The organism is Pseudomonas sp. F8002, from assembly GCF_013385495.1.
Classification (GTDB): domain Bacteria; phylum Pseudomonadota; class Gammaproteobacteria; order Pseudomonadales; family Pseudomonadaceae; genus Aquipseudomonas.
The window spans coordinates 44,306-60,952 of sequence record NZ_JACAPW010000038.1; the positions used below are offsets into that span (position 1 = coordinate 44,306).

General features: G+C 61.1%; 13 protein-coding genes. 3 read left to right on the forward strand and 10 right to left on the reverse strand.

Annotation, left to right across the window (positions count from 1 at the left end; all coding sequences use genetic code 11):
• Positions 1-205: 205 nt before the first annotated feature.
• Together HX811_RS25695 and HX811_RS25700 are read right to left on the reverse strand one after the other, a co-directional pair.
• The gene (locus HX811_RS25695) at positions 206-1,306 is read right to left on the reverse strand and encodes a P1 family peptidase (RefSeq protein ID WP_003217115.1); all 1,101 of its coding nucleotides are present in this window, start codon (positions 1,304-1,306) and stop codon (positions 206-208) included.
• A gap of 9 nt (positions 1,307-1,315) precedes the next feature.
• On the reverse strand, positions 1,316-2,680 hold the full coding sequence (locus HX811_RS25700; protein WP_177021716.1) for an APC family permease: 1,365 nt from the start codon (positions 2,678-2,680) through the stop codon (positions 1,316-1,318).
• Between the two features lie 197 nt (positions 2,681-2,877).
• Here HX811_RS25700 and HX811_RS25705 point away from each other — a divergent pair, with 197 nt between their 5' ends.
• Positions 2,878-3,672, forward strand: a complete 795-nt coding sequence (locus HX811_RS25705) for a response regulator transcription factor (protein WP_371132459.1) — start codon at positions 2,878-2,880, stop codon at positions 3,670-3,672.
• A 104-nt stretch (positions 3,673-3,776) separates the two neighbouring features.
• Here the strand turns inward: HX811_RS25705 and HX811_RS25710 are convergent, their stop codons facing one another.
• Genes HX811_RS25710 through HX811_RS25725 form a run of 4 tightly spaced genes read right to left on the reverse strand, consistent with a single transcriptional unit; the run spans position 3,777 to position 7,557 of the window.
• Positions 3,777-4,856 carry a polyamine ABC transporter substrate-binding protein gene (locus tag HX811_RS25710; RefSeq protein ID WP_010169417.1) on the reverse strand — a complete coding sequence of 360 codons (1,080 nt, stop codon included), beginning with the start codon at positions 4,854-4,856 and terminating at the stop codon, positions 3,777-3,779.
• A 60-nt stretch (positions 4,857-4,916) separates the two neighbouring features.
• The gene (locus tag HX811_RS25715; RefSeq protein WP_087694413.1) at positions 4,917-5,258 is read right to left on the reverse strand and encodes a cupin domain-containing protein; all 342 of its coding nucleotides are present in this window, start codon (positions 5,256-5,258) and stop codon (positions 4,917-4,919) included.
• Positions 5,259-5,285: 27 nt separating this feature from the next.
• Positions 5,286-6,692 carry an FAD-binding oxidoreductase gene (locus HX811_RS25720; protein ID WP_177047966.1) on the reverse strand — a complete coding sequence of 469 codons (1,407 nt, stop codon included), beginning with the start codon at positions 6,690-6,692 and terminating at the stop codon, positions 5,286-5,288.
• 49 nt (positions 6,693-6,741) lie between these two features.
• Positions 6,742-7,557 carry an AraC family transcriptional regulator gene (locus HX811_RS25725; protein WP_087694415.1) on the reverse strand — a complete coding sequence of 272 codons (816 nt, stop codon included), beginning with the start codon at positions 7,555-7,557 and terminating at the stop codon, positions 6,742-6,744.
• 261 nt (positions 7,558-7,818) lie between these two features.
• On the opposite strand from HX811_RS25725, the gene HX811_RS25730 reads away from it, so the two are divergent.
• Positions 7,819-8,091, forward strand: coding sequence for a DUF1652 domain-containing protein (locus HX811_RS25730; RefSeq protein ID WP_003217129.1), 273 nt, complete (start codon positions 7,819-7,821; stop codon positions 8,089-8,091).
• A gap of 148 nt (positions 8,092-8,239) precedes the next feature.
• On the opposite strand, the gene HX811_RS25735 is transcribed toward HX811_RS25730, so the two are convergent.
• On the reverse strand, positions 8,240-10,708 hold the full coding sequence (locus tag HX811_RS25735; protein WP_177047967.1) for a UvrD-helicase domain-containing protein: 2,469 nt from the start codon (positions 10,706-10,708) through the stop codon (positions 8,240-8,242).
• 218 nt (positions 10,709-10,926) lie between these two features.
• Here HX811_RS25735 and HX811_RS25740 point away from each other — a divergent pair, with 218 nt between their 5' ends.
• Positions 10,927-11,622 carry a pirin family protein gene (locus HX811_RS25740; protein ID WP_177047968.1) on the forward strand — a complete coding sequence of 232 codons (696 nt, stop codon included), beginning with the start codon at positions 10,927-10,929 and terminating at the stop codon, positions 11,620-11,622.
• A gap of 124 nt (positions 11,623-11,746) precedes the next feature.
• On the opposite strand, the gene pgm is transcribed toward HX811_RS25740, so the two are convergent.
• The 3 genes from pgm to HX811_RS25755 all read right to left on the reverse strand — a co-directional run bounded on the left by pgm (position 11,747) and on the right by HX811_RS25755 (position 16,352).
• The gene (pgm, locus tag HX811_RS25745; protein ID WP_177047969.1) at positions 11,747-13,393 is read right to left on the reverse strand and encodes a phosphoglucomutase (alpha-D-glucose-1,6-bisphosphate-dependent); all 1,647 of its coding nucleotides are present in this window, start codon (positions 13,391-13,393) and stop codon (positions 11,747-11,749) included.
• Positions 13,394-13,493: 100 nt separating this feature from the next.
• On the reverse strand, positions 13,494-14,906 hold the full coding sequence (locus tag HX811_RS25750) for a PLP-dependent aminotransferase family protein (RefSeq protein WP_177047970.1): 1,413 nt from the start codon (positions 14,904-14,906) through the stop codon (positions 13,494-13,496).
• 24 nt (positions 14,907-14,930) lie between these two features.
• Positions 14,931-16,352: a hypothetical protein gene (locus tag HX811_RS25755; protein ID WP_177047971.1), complete on the reverse strand. Its 1,422-nt coding sequence runs from the start codon at positions 16,350-16,352 to the stop codon at positions 14,931-14,933.
• Positions 16,353-16,647 lie beyond the last annotated feature (295 nt).

Sequence of the window (16,647 nt, forward strand, 5' to 3'; positions counted from 1 at the left end):
TGAACAAAACCTGCAAACACTGGTAAATAGCGCCTTATTTAAATCCAGCTATTTAAATATTAAATACTCCTAAAGACATTTAGCCACGAATGGATCCAAAGTATTGACTGAGGTGCACTAAGAAAGTGTCACCGTGTCATTGTTAGTATTGATTGGCCACTATTTAAGTGTTTGTCCCGTATTACCGGGACAAGACTTAGTTTACTTACTGGCCGCGCCAGCCGGTTTGGCGCAATGCCTGCAGGAGCGTGTGGGCATCCAGCGCGGGCACCCGCACACCCTGGTCGGTGGTCATGTCTTCGCCGGCCACTATGGCATTAATGATCGCCTCTTCCACGGCCTCCGCCGCCGCGCTGAACAGCGGTGAAATGTGGTCGTTATTGACCATTTGCAGGGCTGTGCTGAGGGGCGAGCCCTTGCGCCCGTAGTCGGCCACCGGCAAATCCTGATTGCCGGTGGCGAACGCCAGGAACAGGTCCCCGCTGGAGTCCTCGGTACCGCCACCCGTGCGCGCAATCCCGATGGACGCGCGTTGTGCCAGGCGCTGGCATTGATGGGGCAGCAACGGCGCATCGGTGGCGATGATCACCACGATGGAGCCCATGCCGGGTGTGCCGCGATCGGCAAAGGGGGACGGGATGTCCATCAATTGCCGGCCTACCGGGTAACCGTCGACCCGCAGTTCCTGGCGCTTGCCATGGTTGGCCTGCACCAGCACACCGACGGTCCAGCCACCCTGCTCCGCCGGCAAGCGCCGTGACGCGGTACCGATGCCCCCCTTGAACTCATGGCAGATCATCCCCGTGCCGCCGCCCACGGCGCCCTCCGCCACCGGCCCGGATTCGGCGTTGGCCAGCGCCTCGCGCACATGCTCCGGGCCGACGTGCTGGCCCCAGATATCGTTCAGCAAGCCGTCGTAGGTTTCCATCACCACCGGCATGCACCAGTACACGGCGGGGTCTTCGAGGCTTTCGCGCTCCAGGGCGATCAGCGTGTCGCGCACAATCCCGATGCTGTGGGTGTTGGTGATCGCCAGCGGCGTGGTCAGCAACCCCGATTCGCTGATCCACTCAAGCCCCGTGGCGTCGCCATTGCCGTTGAGCACGTGGTAGCCGGCAAAACACGGCTGATACCGCGCGGCACCGGCCCGGGGCTGGATCGCCGTCACGCCGGTACGTACCTGTTTGCCGTCGATGCGGGTCTTGATCGTACTGTGGCCGACCCGAACCCCTGGAACGTCGGTGATGGCATTCAACTCACCGGGTGTGCCCAGTCCCAAGGTGATGCCCAATTGACGTGCACGCATAACCACTCCTTACAGTTTCTGAAACGCCGGACTCAACCGGCCACTGATGCAATACAGGATCACCGACAGTGCCAACAGGCCGATGATAATCATGATGTCGCGAACCGAGGCGGCAATCGCCAGGGTCACCAACAGGTAGCCGGCGCCCAGCACCGCCAGCAAGGCCGGCACCGGCCACAACGGCATGCGATACGGGTGCTCGCGGTCACGCAGCAACACCCGGCTCATCAACGCGCTCAACGCCACGATCAGGTACACCAGCATGATCAGCAGTACGCTGAAAGACGTCAGGTCCGCCAGGTTGGAGCTGAAGCTGAGCAATGCCGAAGGGACCGCCAGGAACAGCGTAGCCAACCACGGGGAATCCCAGCGTGGATGAATCCGGGTGAAGAGTTTGTTGATGGTGGGTGTCCACAGCGCATCGCGGCCGCTGCTGAACACCACCCGGCCAATCTGGATGACGATGGCGACGATGGCGTTGAATACCGACAGGAAGATCCCGGCGCTGACCAGCCGCGACAGGGTTTCGTTACCGTGGCTGGTCAGCAGGTAGCCGATCGGGTCGGGGCTGCTGATCATCGCGCTGAGGGATGGCGCACCGATCAGCAAGGCGGTGATCGGCACCAGCTCGATGACCACCACCAGGCCCAGGGACCACAACACTGCCTTGTGCACGCCCTTGCCGCCGCATTTCATGTCTTCGGCCAGCAATACGGCGGGACCGTAGCCATTGAACGAGAACAGGCCGATGCCCACCGCGCCGATGACCAGCGCCCAGGGCGCCAGGTGCAGCACGCCGTTCTCGACGATTTGCGGTTGCAACAGCACGCTGACCGGCTGCACCGGGTTGCCGAAGCCGATAAACACGATCACCAGCAACGCCGCCACTTCCAGCAGCAGGCAGGTGCCGGTGATCCAGGCATTCAGCTTGATATTGAGGATACCCAGGGCGTAGCTGCACACCACAATCACCAGGGCCACGGTTTGCGAATCGAATTGGGTGCCGAGGGCGTTATTCAGGTAAGTCGCCGCCCCGGTGGCCAGTACCGGCGGGATAAACAGCAGCATCACCAGTACCGTGAGGAACGTCGCGTAGCCGGCCATGCCGCCGAACACCCGCTTGGCATATACGTATTCGCCGCCGGCGCTGTTGTGGGCACGCCCGAGTTCGGCGTAGCAAAAGGCGAACATCAGCGCGAGCAAGGCGGCCATCACAAAGGCCAGGAACACCCCGCTGCCGGCCTGCTGGATGGCAAACGGCGCAATCACGAACACTGAACTGGCCGGGGTGACCGCCGAGACGGTGATGGCCACTACATCGAATACGCTCAGGGTGGGTTTCAGCACGCCGTCGGGCGTGGAAGGAGCACTCATATCGTTATCCTCTTGATTGTTCTTGGTTTGAGGCAGAAACGAAAAGGTGAAGCGGCGCAGGGTATGTTCCCCGCTGACTGACGGCCAACTTAAACACTCTGTGTAGATCGGCCAATTCCCCTATTGGAGTACTCCCCTTGACGCCGCCGGGCAAAAGTCGAACCCTTGCGGCCTGAATCCTTAGCGTGGAGCTGCACATGAGCCTGTTCAGGGAAGTCGGCATGCACGCAGGCCTGGGGCGTACCGTCGCACAGATCGGCACCGGGCGTTTCTGGAAGCAACTGGTGCTGTTGCTGCACCAATGCCTGCCCTTCGACAATGCCCTGGCGATCTTCTACCCCGCCGATGGCCCGCCCGAAGCGCTGGAAGAATACGACGCACAACCGAGCAGCAAACCGGCGTCGATGCTGGTTTATCTGAATGGCTTGTACCTGTTGGACCCGTTTTTCCAGGCGTGTCGCGAGGGGTATGCCAGTGGTGTGTACCGCCTTGAGGAAGTGGCGCCGGATCATTTTCGCCAGAGTGAATACTTCCTCAATTACTTCCACGACAACGTGCTGGAAGACGAGGTGCAATTCATCCTGCAATTGCCAGGTGCGGGGACGTTATCGCTGTCGTTGGGGATGCAGCGGTTGTTTACCGGCGAGGAAACGGGGTTGATGACCACGCTCGCGGCCTGGGTGTTGCCGTTGATGCAGCAGCATTGGCAGCAAAGCACCCAGCGAGTGGCCGCGCCGGCGGAAATGGCCAGCCAGATACGGGACGCGTTGAGTCATTTCGGCTGTGGTGTGTTGTCGGAACGGGAGCTGGAAATAGCGCGATTGGTGTTGCGCGGGTTTTCGTCAAAAGCCATGGCCGAACGGCTGAATATCTCGCCGGATACGGTCAAGGTTCACCGCCGGCACCTGTATGCCAAGCTGGATATCTCGTCGCAGCCGGAGCTGTTTTCGTTGTTTATCCAGTCGTTGGGGCATGACTTGGAGAATCCTTGATTCCGCGGCGTGGGAACGCCGCCCTGGACGCTCCGCATGCGCTTTTGAAGTCGTGACGCGGAGCGTCACAGGATGCATTCCCACGCGGAGCGTGGGAACGAGCATCAACGGCCGGTACGAATGGTGTTCCATACCCGCGTGCGAATCCGGTCGATGTTCAGTGGCATCGCTTCCAGTGCGAACAACTTGCCCATCATTTCCGGACTTGGGTACACCTTGGTGTCGCTCTTGATTGCCGGGTCCACCAGGCTATCCGCCGCGGCATTGCCGTTGGCGTAGTGCACGTAGTTGGTGATGCTGGCCATCACTTCCGGGCGCAGCAGGTAGTTCATGAACGCATAGCCGGCTTTTTCATCCGGGGCATCGGCGGGCATGGCGACCATGTCGAACCAGATCGCGGCGCCTTCCTTGGGAATGTTGTAGCCGATGTTCACGCCATTCTTGGCTTCCTTGGCGCGGCTTTCGGCCTGGAGGATATCGCCGGAGAAGCCGACGGCCACGCAGATGTCACCATTGGCCAGGTCGGCGGTGTATTTCGAGGAGTGGAAATACGCCACGTACGGCCGCACTTTCATCAGCAGGTCCTCGGCCTTTTTGTAGTCTTCCGCCTTTTTGCTGTGGTGCGGCAGGCCCAGGTAGTTGAGCGCCGCCGGCAGCAGTTCCGGGCCGTTGTCGAGGATGGCGACGCCACACTTCTGCAGTTTTTGCATGTTCTCGGGCTTGAAGATCAGGTCCCAGGAATCCACTGGGGCGTTGTCGCCGAGTACCGCCTTGACCTTGTCGATGTTGTAGCCGATACCGGTGCTGCCCCACAGGTACGGGAAGCCGTGGGCGTTGCCCGGGTCGTTGTTTTCCAGGGCCTTGAGCAGCACCGGGTTGAGGTTTTTCCAGTTGGGCAACTGGCTCTTGTCGAGTTTCTTCAGCGCCCCGCCCTGGATCTGCCGGGCCATGAAGTGGTTGGAGGGGAACACCACGTCATAGCCGGATTTGCCGGTCATTAACTTGCCGTCGAGGGTTTCGTTGCTGTCGTACACGTCGTAGGTGAAGCCGATCCCGGTTTCTTTCTGGAAGTTCTTGGTGGTGTCGGGGGCGATATAGTCCGACCAGTTGTAGATCTTCACCGTCTCGGCGGCTTGGCTGAGGGTGGCGACGAATACCAGCGGCAACAGGGCAATGGGTCTCATGGTTCGATTTCCTGGCGGTTTTAGGGCTGTTTTTATGGCAGGCGATCAAAGATCAAAGAATCAGAGGATCAGTACATAGGTCTTGCGCACGGTTTCCTGGATGTCCCAGATACCGGTGCTGTTGGCCGGCAACATCAGTGCATCACCGGCTTCTATGTGGAGTATTTCCCCGTTGTCGGGGGTGAAGGTGCAGCGTCCCTGGATAAAGTGGCAAAACTCCTGGGCTTTGATCTGCCGGCGCCAGCGCCCGGGCGTGCACTCCCAGATGCCGGTTTCGACGCCGTCGCTACGTTCCACGCTCAAGGTCGAGGCCACCGCGACCGGTGTGCCCAGCGGCACGGCGACGGGCGAGGAATCCGGCAAATGGGCGCTGAGTGTGTCTTTGAACTGGGTAATGCTCATGTTCATACCTGTGGTGATTGAAACGACTTAGTGCATGAAACCTTCCATGAACCCGGCAACCCCGCTGGCCAGTTTGCGGCGCCACGGGGCGGTATTGGGGTTGGCCAACACTTGGTCCTCATGCACAAAACTGCGGATGATCGCGTTGTAGCCCAGCCAGCGGCAGGGTTCCGGTTCCCAGGCCTTGAGCCCGTCCAGCCGGCCCGGCTGAATCACCCATGGCTGGCGAACCAACGGCGTATCGAGCCCCAGGATCAAGTCCGCCAGGGTGCGGCCACCGAGGTTGCTGGCGCCTACGCCCTCGCCGCCGTAACCACCGGCCAGGGCGATGCCTGCCGTGTGATCGCAGAGCATGTGCGGCTTGAAGCGCCGGGACATGCCCAGGTTGCCGCCCCAGGCGTGGGTGATCCGGACTTTCTTGAGCTGCGGGAACAGTTCGCCGAACAGGTAGCGACGCAGCTCGACTTCGCTGTCGGTGAGCTCGAAGTTGTGCCGCAACTTGCCGGCAAACTGATAACCCCCGCGAGCGCCGAACACCAGGCGGTTGTCCGCCGAACGCTGGCCGTAAGTCACTTGCCGGCTGCTCTCGCCAAACGCCTGGCCACGATTCAGGCCGATCTCGTCCCAAGTGCTGGCCGGCAACGGCTCGGTGGCAACGATCAGGCTTTGCACCGGCAACTGATAGCGCCCCAGCGGAGCCAGCGTGGTGGCATACCCTTCCACCGCCGGCACCACCCAGGAGGCGCGCACCGAGGCTTTGTCCGTGCGCAGGCCGCCGGACTGCCAATGGGTGACGGGACTGTTTTCGTAGATCTTGACGCCCATCCGCTCCACCAACCGCGCCAGGCCGCGCACCAGCTTGGCCGGGTGAATCGTGGCAACGTGGGGTGCATAGATGCCGCCATAAGGCTTGGCGATACGGATCTGCTCGGCCAGTTGTTGCGGGCCAAGCCAACGGTAGTCGTCGTCGGTCAGGCCCTGGCTGTGAAGTTTGGCCAGGTATGCACGCAGGGTGGCTTCCTGTTCGGGGTAGCGCGCGGCGCAATACAGCACACCACCCTTGCGGTAGTCGCAGTCGATGCCTTCGCGCTCGATCACTTGCGCGACTTCGTCGGGGATGGCGTGCAGCAGGTCGAACGAGGCCCGGCGCTGTTCCGGGGTCAGGCCGGCCAACAGGCGGTCCTCTCCCAGCAGGTTGCCCATCAGCCAGCCGCCGTTACGGCCCGAGGCACCGAACCCGGCGGTTTGCGCCTCGATGATTGCGATTTTCAGCTCGGGCGCCTGGCGCTTCAGGTAATACGCGGTCCAGAGCCCGGTGTAGCCGGCGCCGATGATGGCCACGTTGACGTCCAGGTCCTGCTCCAGGGACGCGCGTGCCAGCAGCGGCTCGTCCAGCTGGTCCATCCATAAACTGATATTGCGCCATGCAGGCATGCCAAGCTCCACCACCACACTTCGATGGCAGTGATCCTAGAGCCTGGCCTCAGGGGCTGTCTTGCGCGCGTGCACGCAGGGAAATTTGTTTGACGTAGGCCTTTGGCGACTGGCCGGTGTGCTGGCGAAAGCTGCTGTAGAACGCCGACGTCGAATTGAAGCCGGCGGCAAACGCCAGTTCGTCGATGCGGATCGGCGGCGCGGCCAATTCCAGTGCAGCCAGCAGATGCTGGAGGCGTGCCTGGTTGACGTAGCGATAAAAACTTTGCCCCAGCACCTGGTTCAACAGGTAGGAAATCTGGTTGCGGCTGTACCCGCACTCCTTCGCCACCCGTTGCAGGTCCAGCTCGGGGTCCAGATAGGGTTGCTGGCGCTCGAAGTACTGTTGCAGGTCGTTGGCCATGTAGCTCAGTTGCTGCGGCGACAGGCCCAGGCGGCTGACGGTCGGGCGTGTGGTCTCGCGGCGGCTGGCAGACTGCTCGTGGACCAGGGAGGCGTACTCGTTGACCCGCCAGATCAAGCCATCGCGCACGGTAATCGCTTCGCTGGTGCGAAACGACACCAGGCCCTGGCCGCCACGCAAGGTGATGCGGTATTGGATGAACGCGGTGTCGCCGTCGGCGCGGATGCGGTCGGTGTGTTCGATCGCTTCGTCGGCGCCACGGGGCATGCTGGCTTGCAGGTATTCGCGCAGCTCGCCGGCACCCACCACGCGGTTCTGGAAGAAATCGTGGTACTGGATGTCCGGATGGTAGTACGACATCACTCCATCCAGGTCCCGATCCCGCCAGCACAGATGGTGACGCAGTACCAGCTTGGCCGTAGCTTGGGTTTTCTGGGAGTCATCCGGAATGATGTCTTGCATTGAGCGCTCTACGCCGGTGAAAAAAGAGGCAGCTTGCCCAACTGCCCGTACCCGCTCAACGGCCATTTGATATTTCCGACTAATGGCCTTTCGCTTAATACCACGCAGCACGTGACCCATATCAACGTTATTGAAAACAACTGCCGGACGGGACGAAAAAACTCCCATGCCCGATGCGAACGAATGCTATTTTTAATGCTCACGACGGCCAGGACCAGTGACGGTCATGGCGCCCCTGCAGCGAGCTAAAGGAAGCGCTCAATGAACAAGGTGGGCAACATGAACAAAGTGACATTCCCCAATGCCTGCCAGTTGATGCGCTGGCACTTTCATCCCATGGGCTTTGAGGCGAGCATGGATGCTCCCGGCAGTATGATCGCGCGCCTGTTCGACCGCGCCAGCGGGGAAACCCTGATTGCAATTGCCGGTATCCCTTGCGCCACGGTGATGAACGCTGCTGACGTGGAGCGGATCATCGAGGCGGTTGAGGATGAACTGGAGTCGTTTGTGCCGCCGCTGTCGCTACGGGCTTGATCTGGCAACGCAGGTATCCTGTGGCGAGGGAGCTTGCTCCCGCTGGGTCGCGTAGCAGCCCCAAAATCCTGGGAGCGCTGCGCACTCCAGCGGGAGCAAGCTCCCTCGCCACAGCAAGCTCCCTCACCACAGGATTCAACGTCACCCCTTATGATTTGCTGATGCGCTGGTCGTCAAAAAACGGTTTGTCCCCGGCAACCCGGTCCGAAGCTTTTGGCACATTCACCCCTTGGCCATCCTGGCCGTCGACATACCAATAGCAATGGCTCACCGCCCGGGTAATGCCCACGTAGGCCAGGCGCAGCACTTCGTCTTTCTGCGCGCTGTCGTAAGCTTCGGTATCGCCGTCCTTGCCCAGTCCTGCCATGCGGTAGACCTGGTTCTTGTACGGCGAACTGGTCAAGTGCTGGCAGTCACCCAGCAGGAAAACCGCATCCGCCTGCAAGCCCTTGGCGCTGTGATAAGTCAGTTGCTTGAGCCGGCGGCTGCCGTACGGCAAACTAGAATCCACATTAACTACCGACTGAATATGCTCTTGCATCAATGACTTATCGCTGCTTTTTCGATACAGCATTAACACCGAATCACCCTTTTGATAGTGCGCCAGCAGTTGCTGGCCCAGCGCCGCATCGTCACGATCACGCACCGTGACCGGCACCAACTCCTTCGCGGTTCCACTGGCCTTGGCTTTCTTGCCGCTGATGGCCGGGGCCGCCCGCACAATGTGCTCGGCAGCATCGATCACGTGCTGATGGCTGCGGTAGTTCTCGCCCAGCATCACCCGGGTGGTCGTGGGTGACGGGAACTCCTTGTTGAACTCCATGAAATACTTGGGCGAACTGCCACGCCAGCCATAGATCGACTGCCAGTCATCGCCCACGCACAACAGCGAAGAGCGCTGGGCCCCACGCCCCACGTGCATGGCCGGCCCGCGGCTGCGGATCTCCCGCAAGCTGGCCCGGATCCACGAGACGATCTGCGGCGATACGTCCTGGAATTCGTCGATCATCAGGTGCGACATCGGCCGTAGCAGCGGGTCGCTGAGCAACTTCAGGTTCTCCGGGGTGTTTTCGCCAAACAGCGAGAACATCCGGTTGTAGGTCATGACCGGTGGCGACTGGTCCAGCAAGTGATCTTCGAGGGCCTTCCAGAAAATGCTCAGTGCCTCGAAGTAAAAACGGTCTGGATCATCCTTGGCAAAACCCATCTTGCCCACGGCGGTGGGCACATCCAGCCCGAGGTTCTCGATGAACCCGGCGGCGGCAACAAAGCTGTCCAGCAACGGTGCCGAACCCAGCTCGCCCTTGACCTTGTAATCGAAGCCCGGGCCCGCTGTTGCGTCACCTGCCAGGCTGCTTAAAAGCCGCTTGGAAGACTCGTAGCTTTCTAGCCATATCAATGGTTTACGGCAGAAAGCTTGAAACAGGGTTCGCTTTACCGCCCATTCGGCACGTACCGACAGCTTGGACCCGGGTCGACTGACCTGGGCATTTTCCCGCGGGTCGAAGCCCAGTACGACCCAAGCATCCAGTTCGGCAATGTAACCATGGCAGTGAAACTTCGCGCCGTTGATATCGAACGTCTGGCGATTGGGCTCGATGCCCTTGATCGGCCAGGCGCCGGCACGAAACCACAGGTCTTCGATCACATCGCAGAGTTCTTCATCGCGCTTGGCCGCCAGTTCGGTCACCGCCACGCGTTTTTGCACGTCCGGGTGATCGCGCTCCAGCTCCTTGAGTTGCAGGGCATGGCGCGCCAGCGGGGCGATCAGTTCGCGGAAGCGTTCATGGCGGCCATGCAGCCGGTGATAGCAGGCATTCAGTTGCTGGCGCTGGGCGTCGTTGATCCGCAATTCGAAGGGGTTGCTGTCGGCCTCATCAAAGTCCGCTTCAGTCCGCGCATTGAGGTTCTCGAACGCCTGCAGCCGCTCAAGGCCCGGCAGGCTGCGCACCATTGGCAGGATGCGTGAGTGAAAGGTCCGCACCACCGCTTGCGCGTCTTTCATACCAAGGGGTTGGCCCCACAAGGCGAGAATTTCCATGAGCTTATTGATGAAGTCCTTGCGCGACTCACGGGTGAAGGTCACCACCGTCATCGAGCTCAGCTCGAAGCCCAGGTAATGGGTCAGCAGCAGGATACGCAGCACCAGCGAGGTGGATTTACCCGCGCCGGCGCCGGCGATCACCGAGGTGGACGGCGTATCGCTGAAAATCATCTTCCATTGCGCCGCACTCGGCTGGGCATGGGCCGGCAGCAGGCGCGCCACATCAGCCTTGATGCGTTTTTTCAACTCGGCGGTCAGCGGCAGGCGCCAATCATCGAACAGATTGTCGTCAACACCCGGCGCAGTGTGCTCATCCGGCCGGAAGTCACGAATCAGCAGGACCTGGCGGCCTTCTTCGATACCATCCGCCTTGCCTTCCTTATAGCCATACTCCACGCCGGCCGTGTGGCCACTGCGAAAGCCGTCGGCCTGGCCATGCAGCCATGAGAAACGGTGCTGTGCCCGCAGGCGCGTCAGGCCGTGACCAAATAATCGGGCGGCGAGCCGTTTCAACAAGGGCATTTCGGCCAGTGGCCGCAGTTCGGGAGGCAGATCGGGGGTGTGTTGCGGCACGCGGACTCCTGCGATGCTTTAACTCGGACAAGAGCCCTATGGTCGCCGCAAATGCCCCACAGTTCCAGCCAATTGCTTTGCGCTCATGCAGTTAGGCGATGAAGTGAAGACAAGTCCTGAGCATCGGCATCGAAGCATTCGATAGGAATCCAGCATTTTTTACGCTTTTTATCGATCTGGCGCTGCTGGATGATGGCTCCCATCCACAGGAGACGATCATGCTTGAACTTCGATCTTTCAACACCCTGGGCGGCGCCAATCACGGTTGGCTGGACGCTCACCACCACTTCTCGTTTGCCGAATACCATGACCCCAAGCGCATGCACTGGGGCAACCTGCGGGTGTGGAACGATGACCTCATCGCACCGGGCACCGGCTTCCCGCAGCACCCGCACCGGGACATGGAAATCATCACCTATGTGCGTGAAGGCGCCATCAGCCATGCCGACAACCTGGGCAACCAGGGCCGCACCGAGGCCGGTGACGTCCAGGTAATGAGCGCCGGCACCGGGATTGCCCACAGCGAGTACAACCTGGAAGCTACGCCGACCAAGATTTTCCAGATCTGGATCATTCCCAATGAGGCCGGTTTGCCGCCGTCGTGGGGCGCTAAGCCGTTTCCGAAGGGTGACCGCGAAGGGTTTGTGACCCTGGCCAGTGGCAAGGCCGGAGACAGCGAAAGCCTGCGGATTCGGGCCGATGCACGCTTGGTAGCAGCGAATCTGAAGGCCGGTGAAAGTGCCGAGTATCGGCTGGACAACGGACGCCGGGCGTACCTGGTACCGGCCACCGGGGTGATTGAAGTCAATGGCTTGCGTGCACAAGCTCGAGACGGTGTGGCGGTTGAGGATGAGCAGGTATTGCGGGTGACAGCGGTTGAGGACAGCGAGATCGTGTTGGTCGACCTCGCCTGACCGAGGTTGAATGTGGCGAGGGAGCTTGCTCCCGCTGGGGTGCGAAGCGCGCCCAAAAATGGGACTGCTGCGCAGTCCGGCGGGAGCAAGCTCCCTCGCCACAGGTTAATCAGTCACTTTGGTATCAGTTAGCCGAGATCGCTCCGTCCACCAACACCTGCGCCTCTTCCACCAGTTGCTTGAGATGATCTTCGCCGATAAAGCTCTCGGCGTAGATCTTGTAGATGTCCTCGGTGCCCGATGGCCGTGCGGCGAACCAGCCGTTTTCAGTCATGACTTTCAGCCCGCCGATCGCCTGGTCATTGCCCGGCGCGTGGCTGAGGATCTGCTGGATGCTTTCCCCCGCCAACTGCGTGGACGTCACCTGGTCTGGCGACAGCTTGCCCAACAAGGCCTTCTGCGCCGGAGTCGCCTTGGCATCCACCCGAATGGCGAACGGCTCACCCAGTGCATCGGTCAGCCCGCGATAAATCTGGCTTGGGTCCTGGCGTTTGCGCGAGGTCATTTCCGCCGCCAGCAGCGCCGGGATCAAACCGTCCTTGTCAGTGCTCCACACGCTGCCGTCCTTGCGCAGGAACGAGGCGCCGGCACTTTCTTCGCCACCAAAACCCAGCGAACCGTCAAACAGGCCATCGGCAAACCACTTGAAGCCCACCGGCACTTCGTACAGGCGACGGCCAATGCGCTTGGCCACGCGATCAATCAAGCCGCTGCTGACCACGGTCTTGCCCACCGCAGCATCAGCGCGCCATTCGGGGCGGTTCTGGAACAGGTAGTCGATGGACACGGCCAGGTAGTTGTTCGGCGCCAGCAAGCCACCGGACGGCGTCACGATGCCATGGCGGTCGTGGTCCGGGTCGCAGGCGAAGGCCACGTCATAACGGTCCTTGAGGCCGATCAACCCCTGCATGGCGTAGCTGGAGGACGGGTCCATGCGGATCTGGCCGTCCCAGTCGACGCTCATGAAGCGGAAGGTCGAATCCACTTCGGTGTTCACCACGTCGAGGTTCAGGCGGTGATGCTCGGCGATGGCCGACCAGTAGCGCACCCCTGCTCCGCCCAGCGGATCGACGCCCAGGCGCAAGCCAGCGTTGCGGATGGCATCGAAGTCGATGACGTTGACCAGATCGGCCACGTAGGTGTTGAGGTAGTCGTGGCGATGAGTGGTGTCGGCCTTCAGCGCCTGGGCATGGGTGATGCGCTTGACCCCGGCCAGCTTATTGGCCAGCAGTTCGTTAGCCTTGGCTTCGATCCACTTGGTGATGTGGGTGTCGGCCGGGCCGCCGTTGGGCGGGTTGTACTTGTAGCCGCCGCTTTGTGGCGGGTTGTGGGACGGCGTGATCACGATGCCGTCGGCCAAACCACTGGTGCGGCCGCGGTTGTAGCAAATGATGGCGTGGGAAATCGCCGGTGTCGGGGTGTACTCATCGCCTTCGGCGAGCATCACGTGCACGCCATTGGCGGCCAGCACTTCCAGCGCACTGGCGCCGGCCGGGGTGGACAACGCGTGGGTGTCGAGGCCGACAAACAGCGGGCCGTTGATGCCCTGGGCTTCACGGTACAGGCAAATGGCCTGGCTGATGGCAAGCACGTGCCATTCATTGAAGCTGAGGTCGAACGAGCTGCCGCGGTGCCCGGAGGTACCAAAGGCGACGCGCTGGGTGGAGATCGCTGCATCAGGCTGGCCGGTGTAATAGGCCGTTACCAGTCGCGGGATGTCTACCAGCAATTGAGCTGGTGCCGGCTTGCCCGCAAAAGGACTGAGAGTCATGCATAAACCTCTGAATAGAGAAGGATTCGGAAAAAAGTGCAGTTTACTGGGACTTGGACTGCTCCGCGACGTTATAAATCCTACAGCAATCAGCGAAATTTCATTCAGCGCCGGTCTGTGCCTGCCTGAGCGCCAGAGCCAGTTCATCCAGGGCGTTCTCCAGGTTATGGGCGCCGTCAACGGCATGGCTCAGCCGCAGATGCTGGCAGTGCAGGCCACTGAGGCTGAACAACTCCCCCGGCGCAATCACCACCTGCCGGGTGAGCAGGCGCTGGAACACCTGGCGCATATCCACCGGGGCCTCTGAGCGCAACCAGAAGGTCGCGCCAGCGGCGGGCATTCGGTAGCTCACCTGGTTGCCCAGATGCGTGTCCAGCCGCAGGCCCATGAGCCGGGCCTGCTCTTTGAGTTGCGGGCGCAACTCCCGCAGATGCTGGTCGATACGCCCGCTTTGATAGAGCCGCGCAATCGCGCGCTGGCGGATAGAGGACAACCGGAATGCGCGCAACAGGAACTGGCGCTGCAGCTCGCCGCTGAGGTGGCGCGACAGCAAATAGCCAAACGGCGCTTCCGGCCCGAGCATCTTCTCGAACGTGGAAAACACCATCAGCCGCTCGGGATTGGCCAGGTCCCGTAGCGCGGTGATTGGCTGCCCGAAGCCGAGGTCACCATGGCTGTCATTTTCTAACAACCAACAGCCATGCTGGTCCAGCAATCGTACTAGCTGCAGGCGATCATGGGTGGACAGGACTACGCCGGACGGCAGGCTGACACCGGATGACAGCAACGCCAGCTGCACCGGCTCGGTGCTGAGCAAGTGCTCGAACAACGCCAGGTCCAGGCCGTCGTCCGCCGTGAATGGCAATTCGAGAATCCTCACGCCTGCCCCCTGCAACAACCGCAGGATCAGCCAGTCACACGGGGATTCGACGATGATCGCAGCGCCCTTGAGACCCAGCACCTCGATCAGGATTTCCAGTACCCCGCGCAAGTCGGCGCCGATGTATACCTCGTCCGCCTGCCAGCAACGGGTCGGCGACGAGGTATAGCGCGCCGCGAGCGTCGCCCGCAGTTCCCACACGCCACAGGGCTGCGACCATGGCTGCAGATGATGCGGGTAATGCCGCAACAGTTCGCGCTCGAGCAGCAACAGCGCTGCGTCCAGTGACGCCGCAAGTGCCGGCTCATCGGCGCTGAGTACGCGCATTCCCGGACGTCGCGCACTGGCATAGAGGCGCTCCAGCAGGTCGCCACCGCTGCTGCCTGGCGGTTTATTCAACACCGGCCAGGCGTAGTAGCCCGACTTGGGCACCGAGTACACCCGGCCCTCCTTCTCGAGCAACGAGTAAGCGTATTGAATGGTCGAGATCGACACATTCAGGCGCTCCGCCAATTGGCGCAATGATGGCAGTTTTACCCGGGCATCCGTGCCCACCTCGCCGATGAGATTGATCATGTAGCGATACACCGCCTGGTAGGCGAAGTCGGTTTGCCGGTCGTCCTTGAGGTTCATCGCTGGTCACCCGCCGCCACCCGCTTAACGCCCCGCCAGTTGGTAGGCTGCCAGGGCGGGAGCATCTTGCTGTGGCGTCTCGGCCATGCCCGGCACGCCGGTGGCGGGCCGCTTGCGATAGAGATGTTGCAGCAGGTCGATCGGCAACCCGCTGATGTCGATGGCCCATTGCACCAGCATCTCGGCCACCGGCTTGCCTTGCAGCGCCTTGTGCAGCTCGGGAAGTGCCACCAGCATGCCGGGGTGGCATTGGCGCAAAAAGCTTTCGAGGCGCTCGCCGTGACGGATAAACGGCGAAAACATCAGGCAGTTCAGCTGGCTTTCATCCAATCCGAACAGCGCCTGGGCGTAGTCGGCCGCCAGCGCTCGGCCATCCTGGGTCGCTGCCTGGGCAATCAGGTGTTCGGGAATCTGCTTGCGCCGCATGAACAGCGCGGCCTGCTGCATGAAGCCCTGTGCGCCCTCCTCGTAATCCAGTTCCCGCAGGCACTCGGCCTGCAGGCCCCGCAGATGGGCCATCAGCAACGGGTTCGCATAGCTCGCGTGGCTGAAATGAAAGCCAAACTCGTCCGGTTCATAGCCCATGAACTGACGCAACAGCGGCCCGGAGGAGTATTCGGCCGCGTCCTTAAGGTCGGCAGCGCCGATATAGGCCAAGTGGCGATGGTTGTCCGTGTCGGACTTATCGGCGACGGCGTAACGCTCGCCGTAAAGGTCGCAGTAATAGGCGTTGCTCCACTCATCCATGCGCGCGAACAGCCCGCTGAGCACCAGGGGCTGGCGCGGCGGGATCTCTGCACCGCTCGCCAGCGCAGCCTTCTTCAGCCACGCCAGGTACTCCCGCTGCTTGCGCGCGGAGTCACCGCTGACCAGCGCGTGCACGCCGCCATTGCAGGTGGTGACGCGCTGGTAAAAGTCACCGAGGGCCAGGTAGGCGTCGTTGCACAGGGTTTGGCGAAGATCTCCCGAAGTCAGGTGCCCCACCATCAGCATATTGCGCCGGCTGGTATCGCGCGCCGCACTGGAGGCCGGCCGCAGGTGGTTGAACGGCAAGACTTCCTGATTCTCGACCATCAGCAATTCGACACGCGCATCGTCATGCAGGAACAGTGCGCTGTAGCCGCGGTGCAGCGTGTCCAGGGCATTTTGCGACATGCCGGCATGGCGCAAGGTCGCGACCCGCAGTTGAAACGTCCGCGGCGCCCGGCCTGCAAGCGTCAGCTGGGCTGCGCGCAACAACGCCAGGACATAGCTGCTGCCGGCGCCTGCGCCGTGAGCTACCAGCACCTTGTATTCACCGATCCGCTCCATGCCGCCTGCCGCTACCACGATTCGTTGAATCAATAACTGGAGCGAGGTACGTTCTGTTCGAGAGAAATGCCCTATCAAGCGTTGCAATACTTGTTGATAGACATAGTTCATGGCTTGTTCGTGAATAGCGCTCATAGTTCTACTACCTGAGTTGAAATATCAGTTTCGGGCAATCGTTGACGGCATTTGCCTGACCTGTTGTTTCTGTAGGGGCGTTACAACATGTGACATTCAATGGAGATTAGCACCGGGCCCTACCTGCCAAGCCTGCCTTTGGGGGCTTCCAGTCCCGAAAAGGCGCCAAGCCAAGGGGCACGCAGCCCAAACCGAAAGTCTTAGGAACGCTCTGACAACTTCCTACGCTGTTTTAACTTACAAACTAGAGAAGCATCCGACATAACCCACTTCAATATTGATGTTCCGGCAAAAC

What these genes read in the sequence shown, in the direction of transcription:
- HX811_RS25725 (WP_087694415.1), bottom strand. Translation starts at nt 7,557, where the DNA reads ATGCAAGACATCATTCCGGATGACTCCCAGAAAACCCAAGCTACGGCC.
- pgm (WP_177047969.1), bottom strand. Translation starts at nt 13,393, where the DNA reads ATGACTCTCAGTCCTTTTGCGGGCAAGCCGGCACCAGCTCAATTGCTG.
- HX811_RS25695 (WP_003217115.1), bottom strand. Translation starts at nt 1,306, where the DNA reads ATGCGTGCACGTCAATTGGGCATCACCTTGGGACTGGGCACACCCGGT.
- HX811_RS25750 (WP_177047970.1), bottom strand. Translation starts at nt 14,906, where the DNA reads ATGAACCTCAAGGACGACCGGCAAACCGACTTCGCCTACCAGGCGGTG.
- HX811_RS25705 (WP_371132459.1), top strand. Translation starts at nt 2,878, where the DNA reads ATGAGCCTGTTCAGGGAAGTCGGCATGCACGCAGGCCTGGGGCGTACC.
- HX811_RS25700 (WP_177021716.1), bottom strand. Translation starts at nt 2,680, where the DNA reads ATGAGTGCTCCTTCCACGCCCGACGGCGTGCTGAAACCCACCCTGAGC.
- HX811_RS25710 (WP_010169417.1), bottom strand. Translation starts at nt 4,856, where the DNA reads ATGAGACCCATTGCCCTGTTGCCGCTGGTATTCGTCGCCACCCTCAGC.
- HX811_RS25740 (WP_177047968.1), top strand. Translation starts at nt 10,927, where the DNA reads ATGCTTGAACTTCGATCTTTCAACACCCTGGGCGGCGCCAATCACGGT.
- HX811_RS25730 (WP_003217129.1), top strand. Translation starts at nt 7,819, where the DNA reads ATGAACAAGGTGGGCAACATGAACAAAGTGACATTCCCCAATGCCTGC.
- HX811_RS25755 (WP_177047971.1), bottom strand. Translation starts at nt 16,352, where the DNA reads ATGAGCGCTATTCACGAACAAGCCATGAACTATGTCTATCAACAAGTA.
- HX811_RS25720 (WP_177047966.1), bottom strand. Translation starts at nt 6,692, where the DNA reads ATGCCTGCATGGCGCAATATCAGTTTATGGATGGACCAGCTGGACGAG.
- HX811_RS25715 (WP_087694413.1), bottom strand. Translation starts at nt 5,258, where the DNA reads ATGAGCATTACCCAGTTCAAAGACACACTCAGCGCCCATTTGCCGGAT.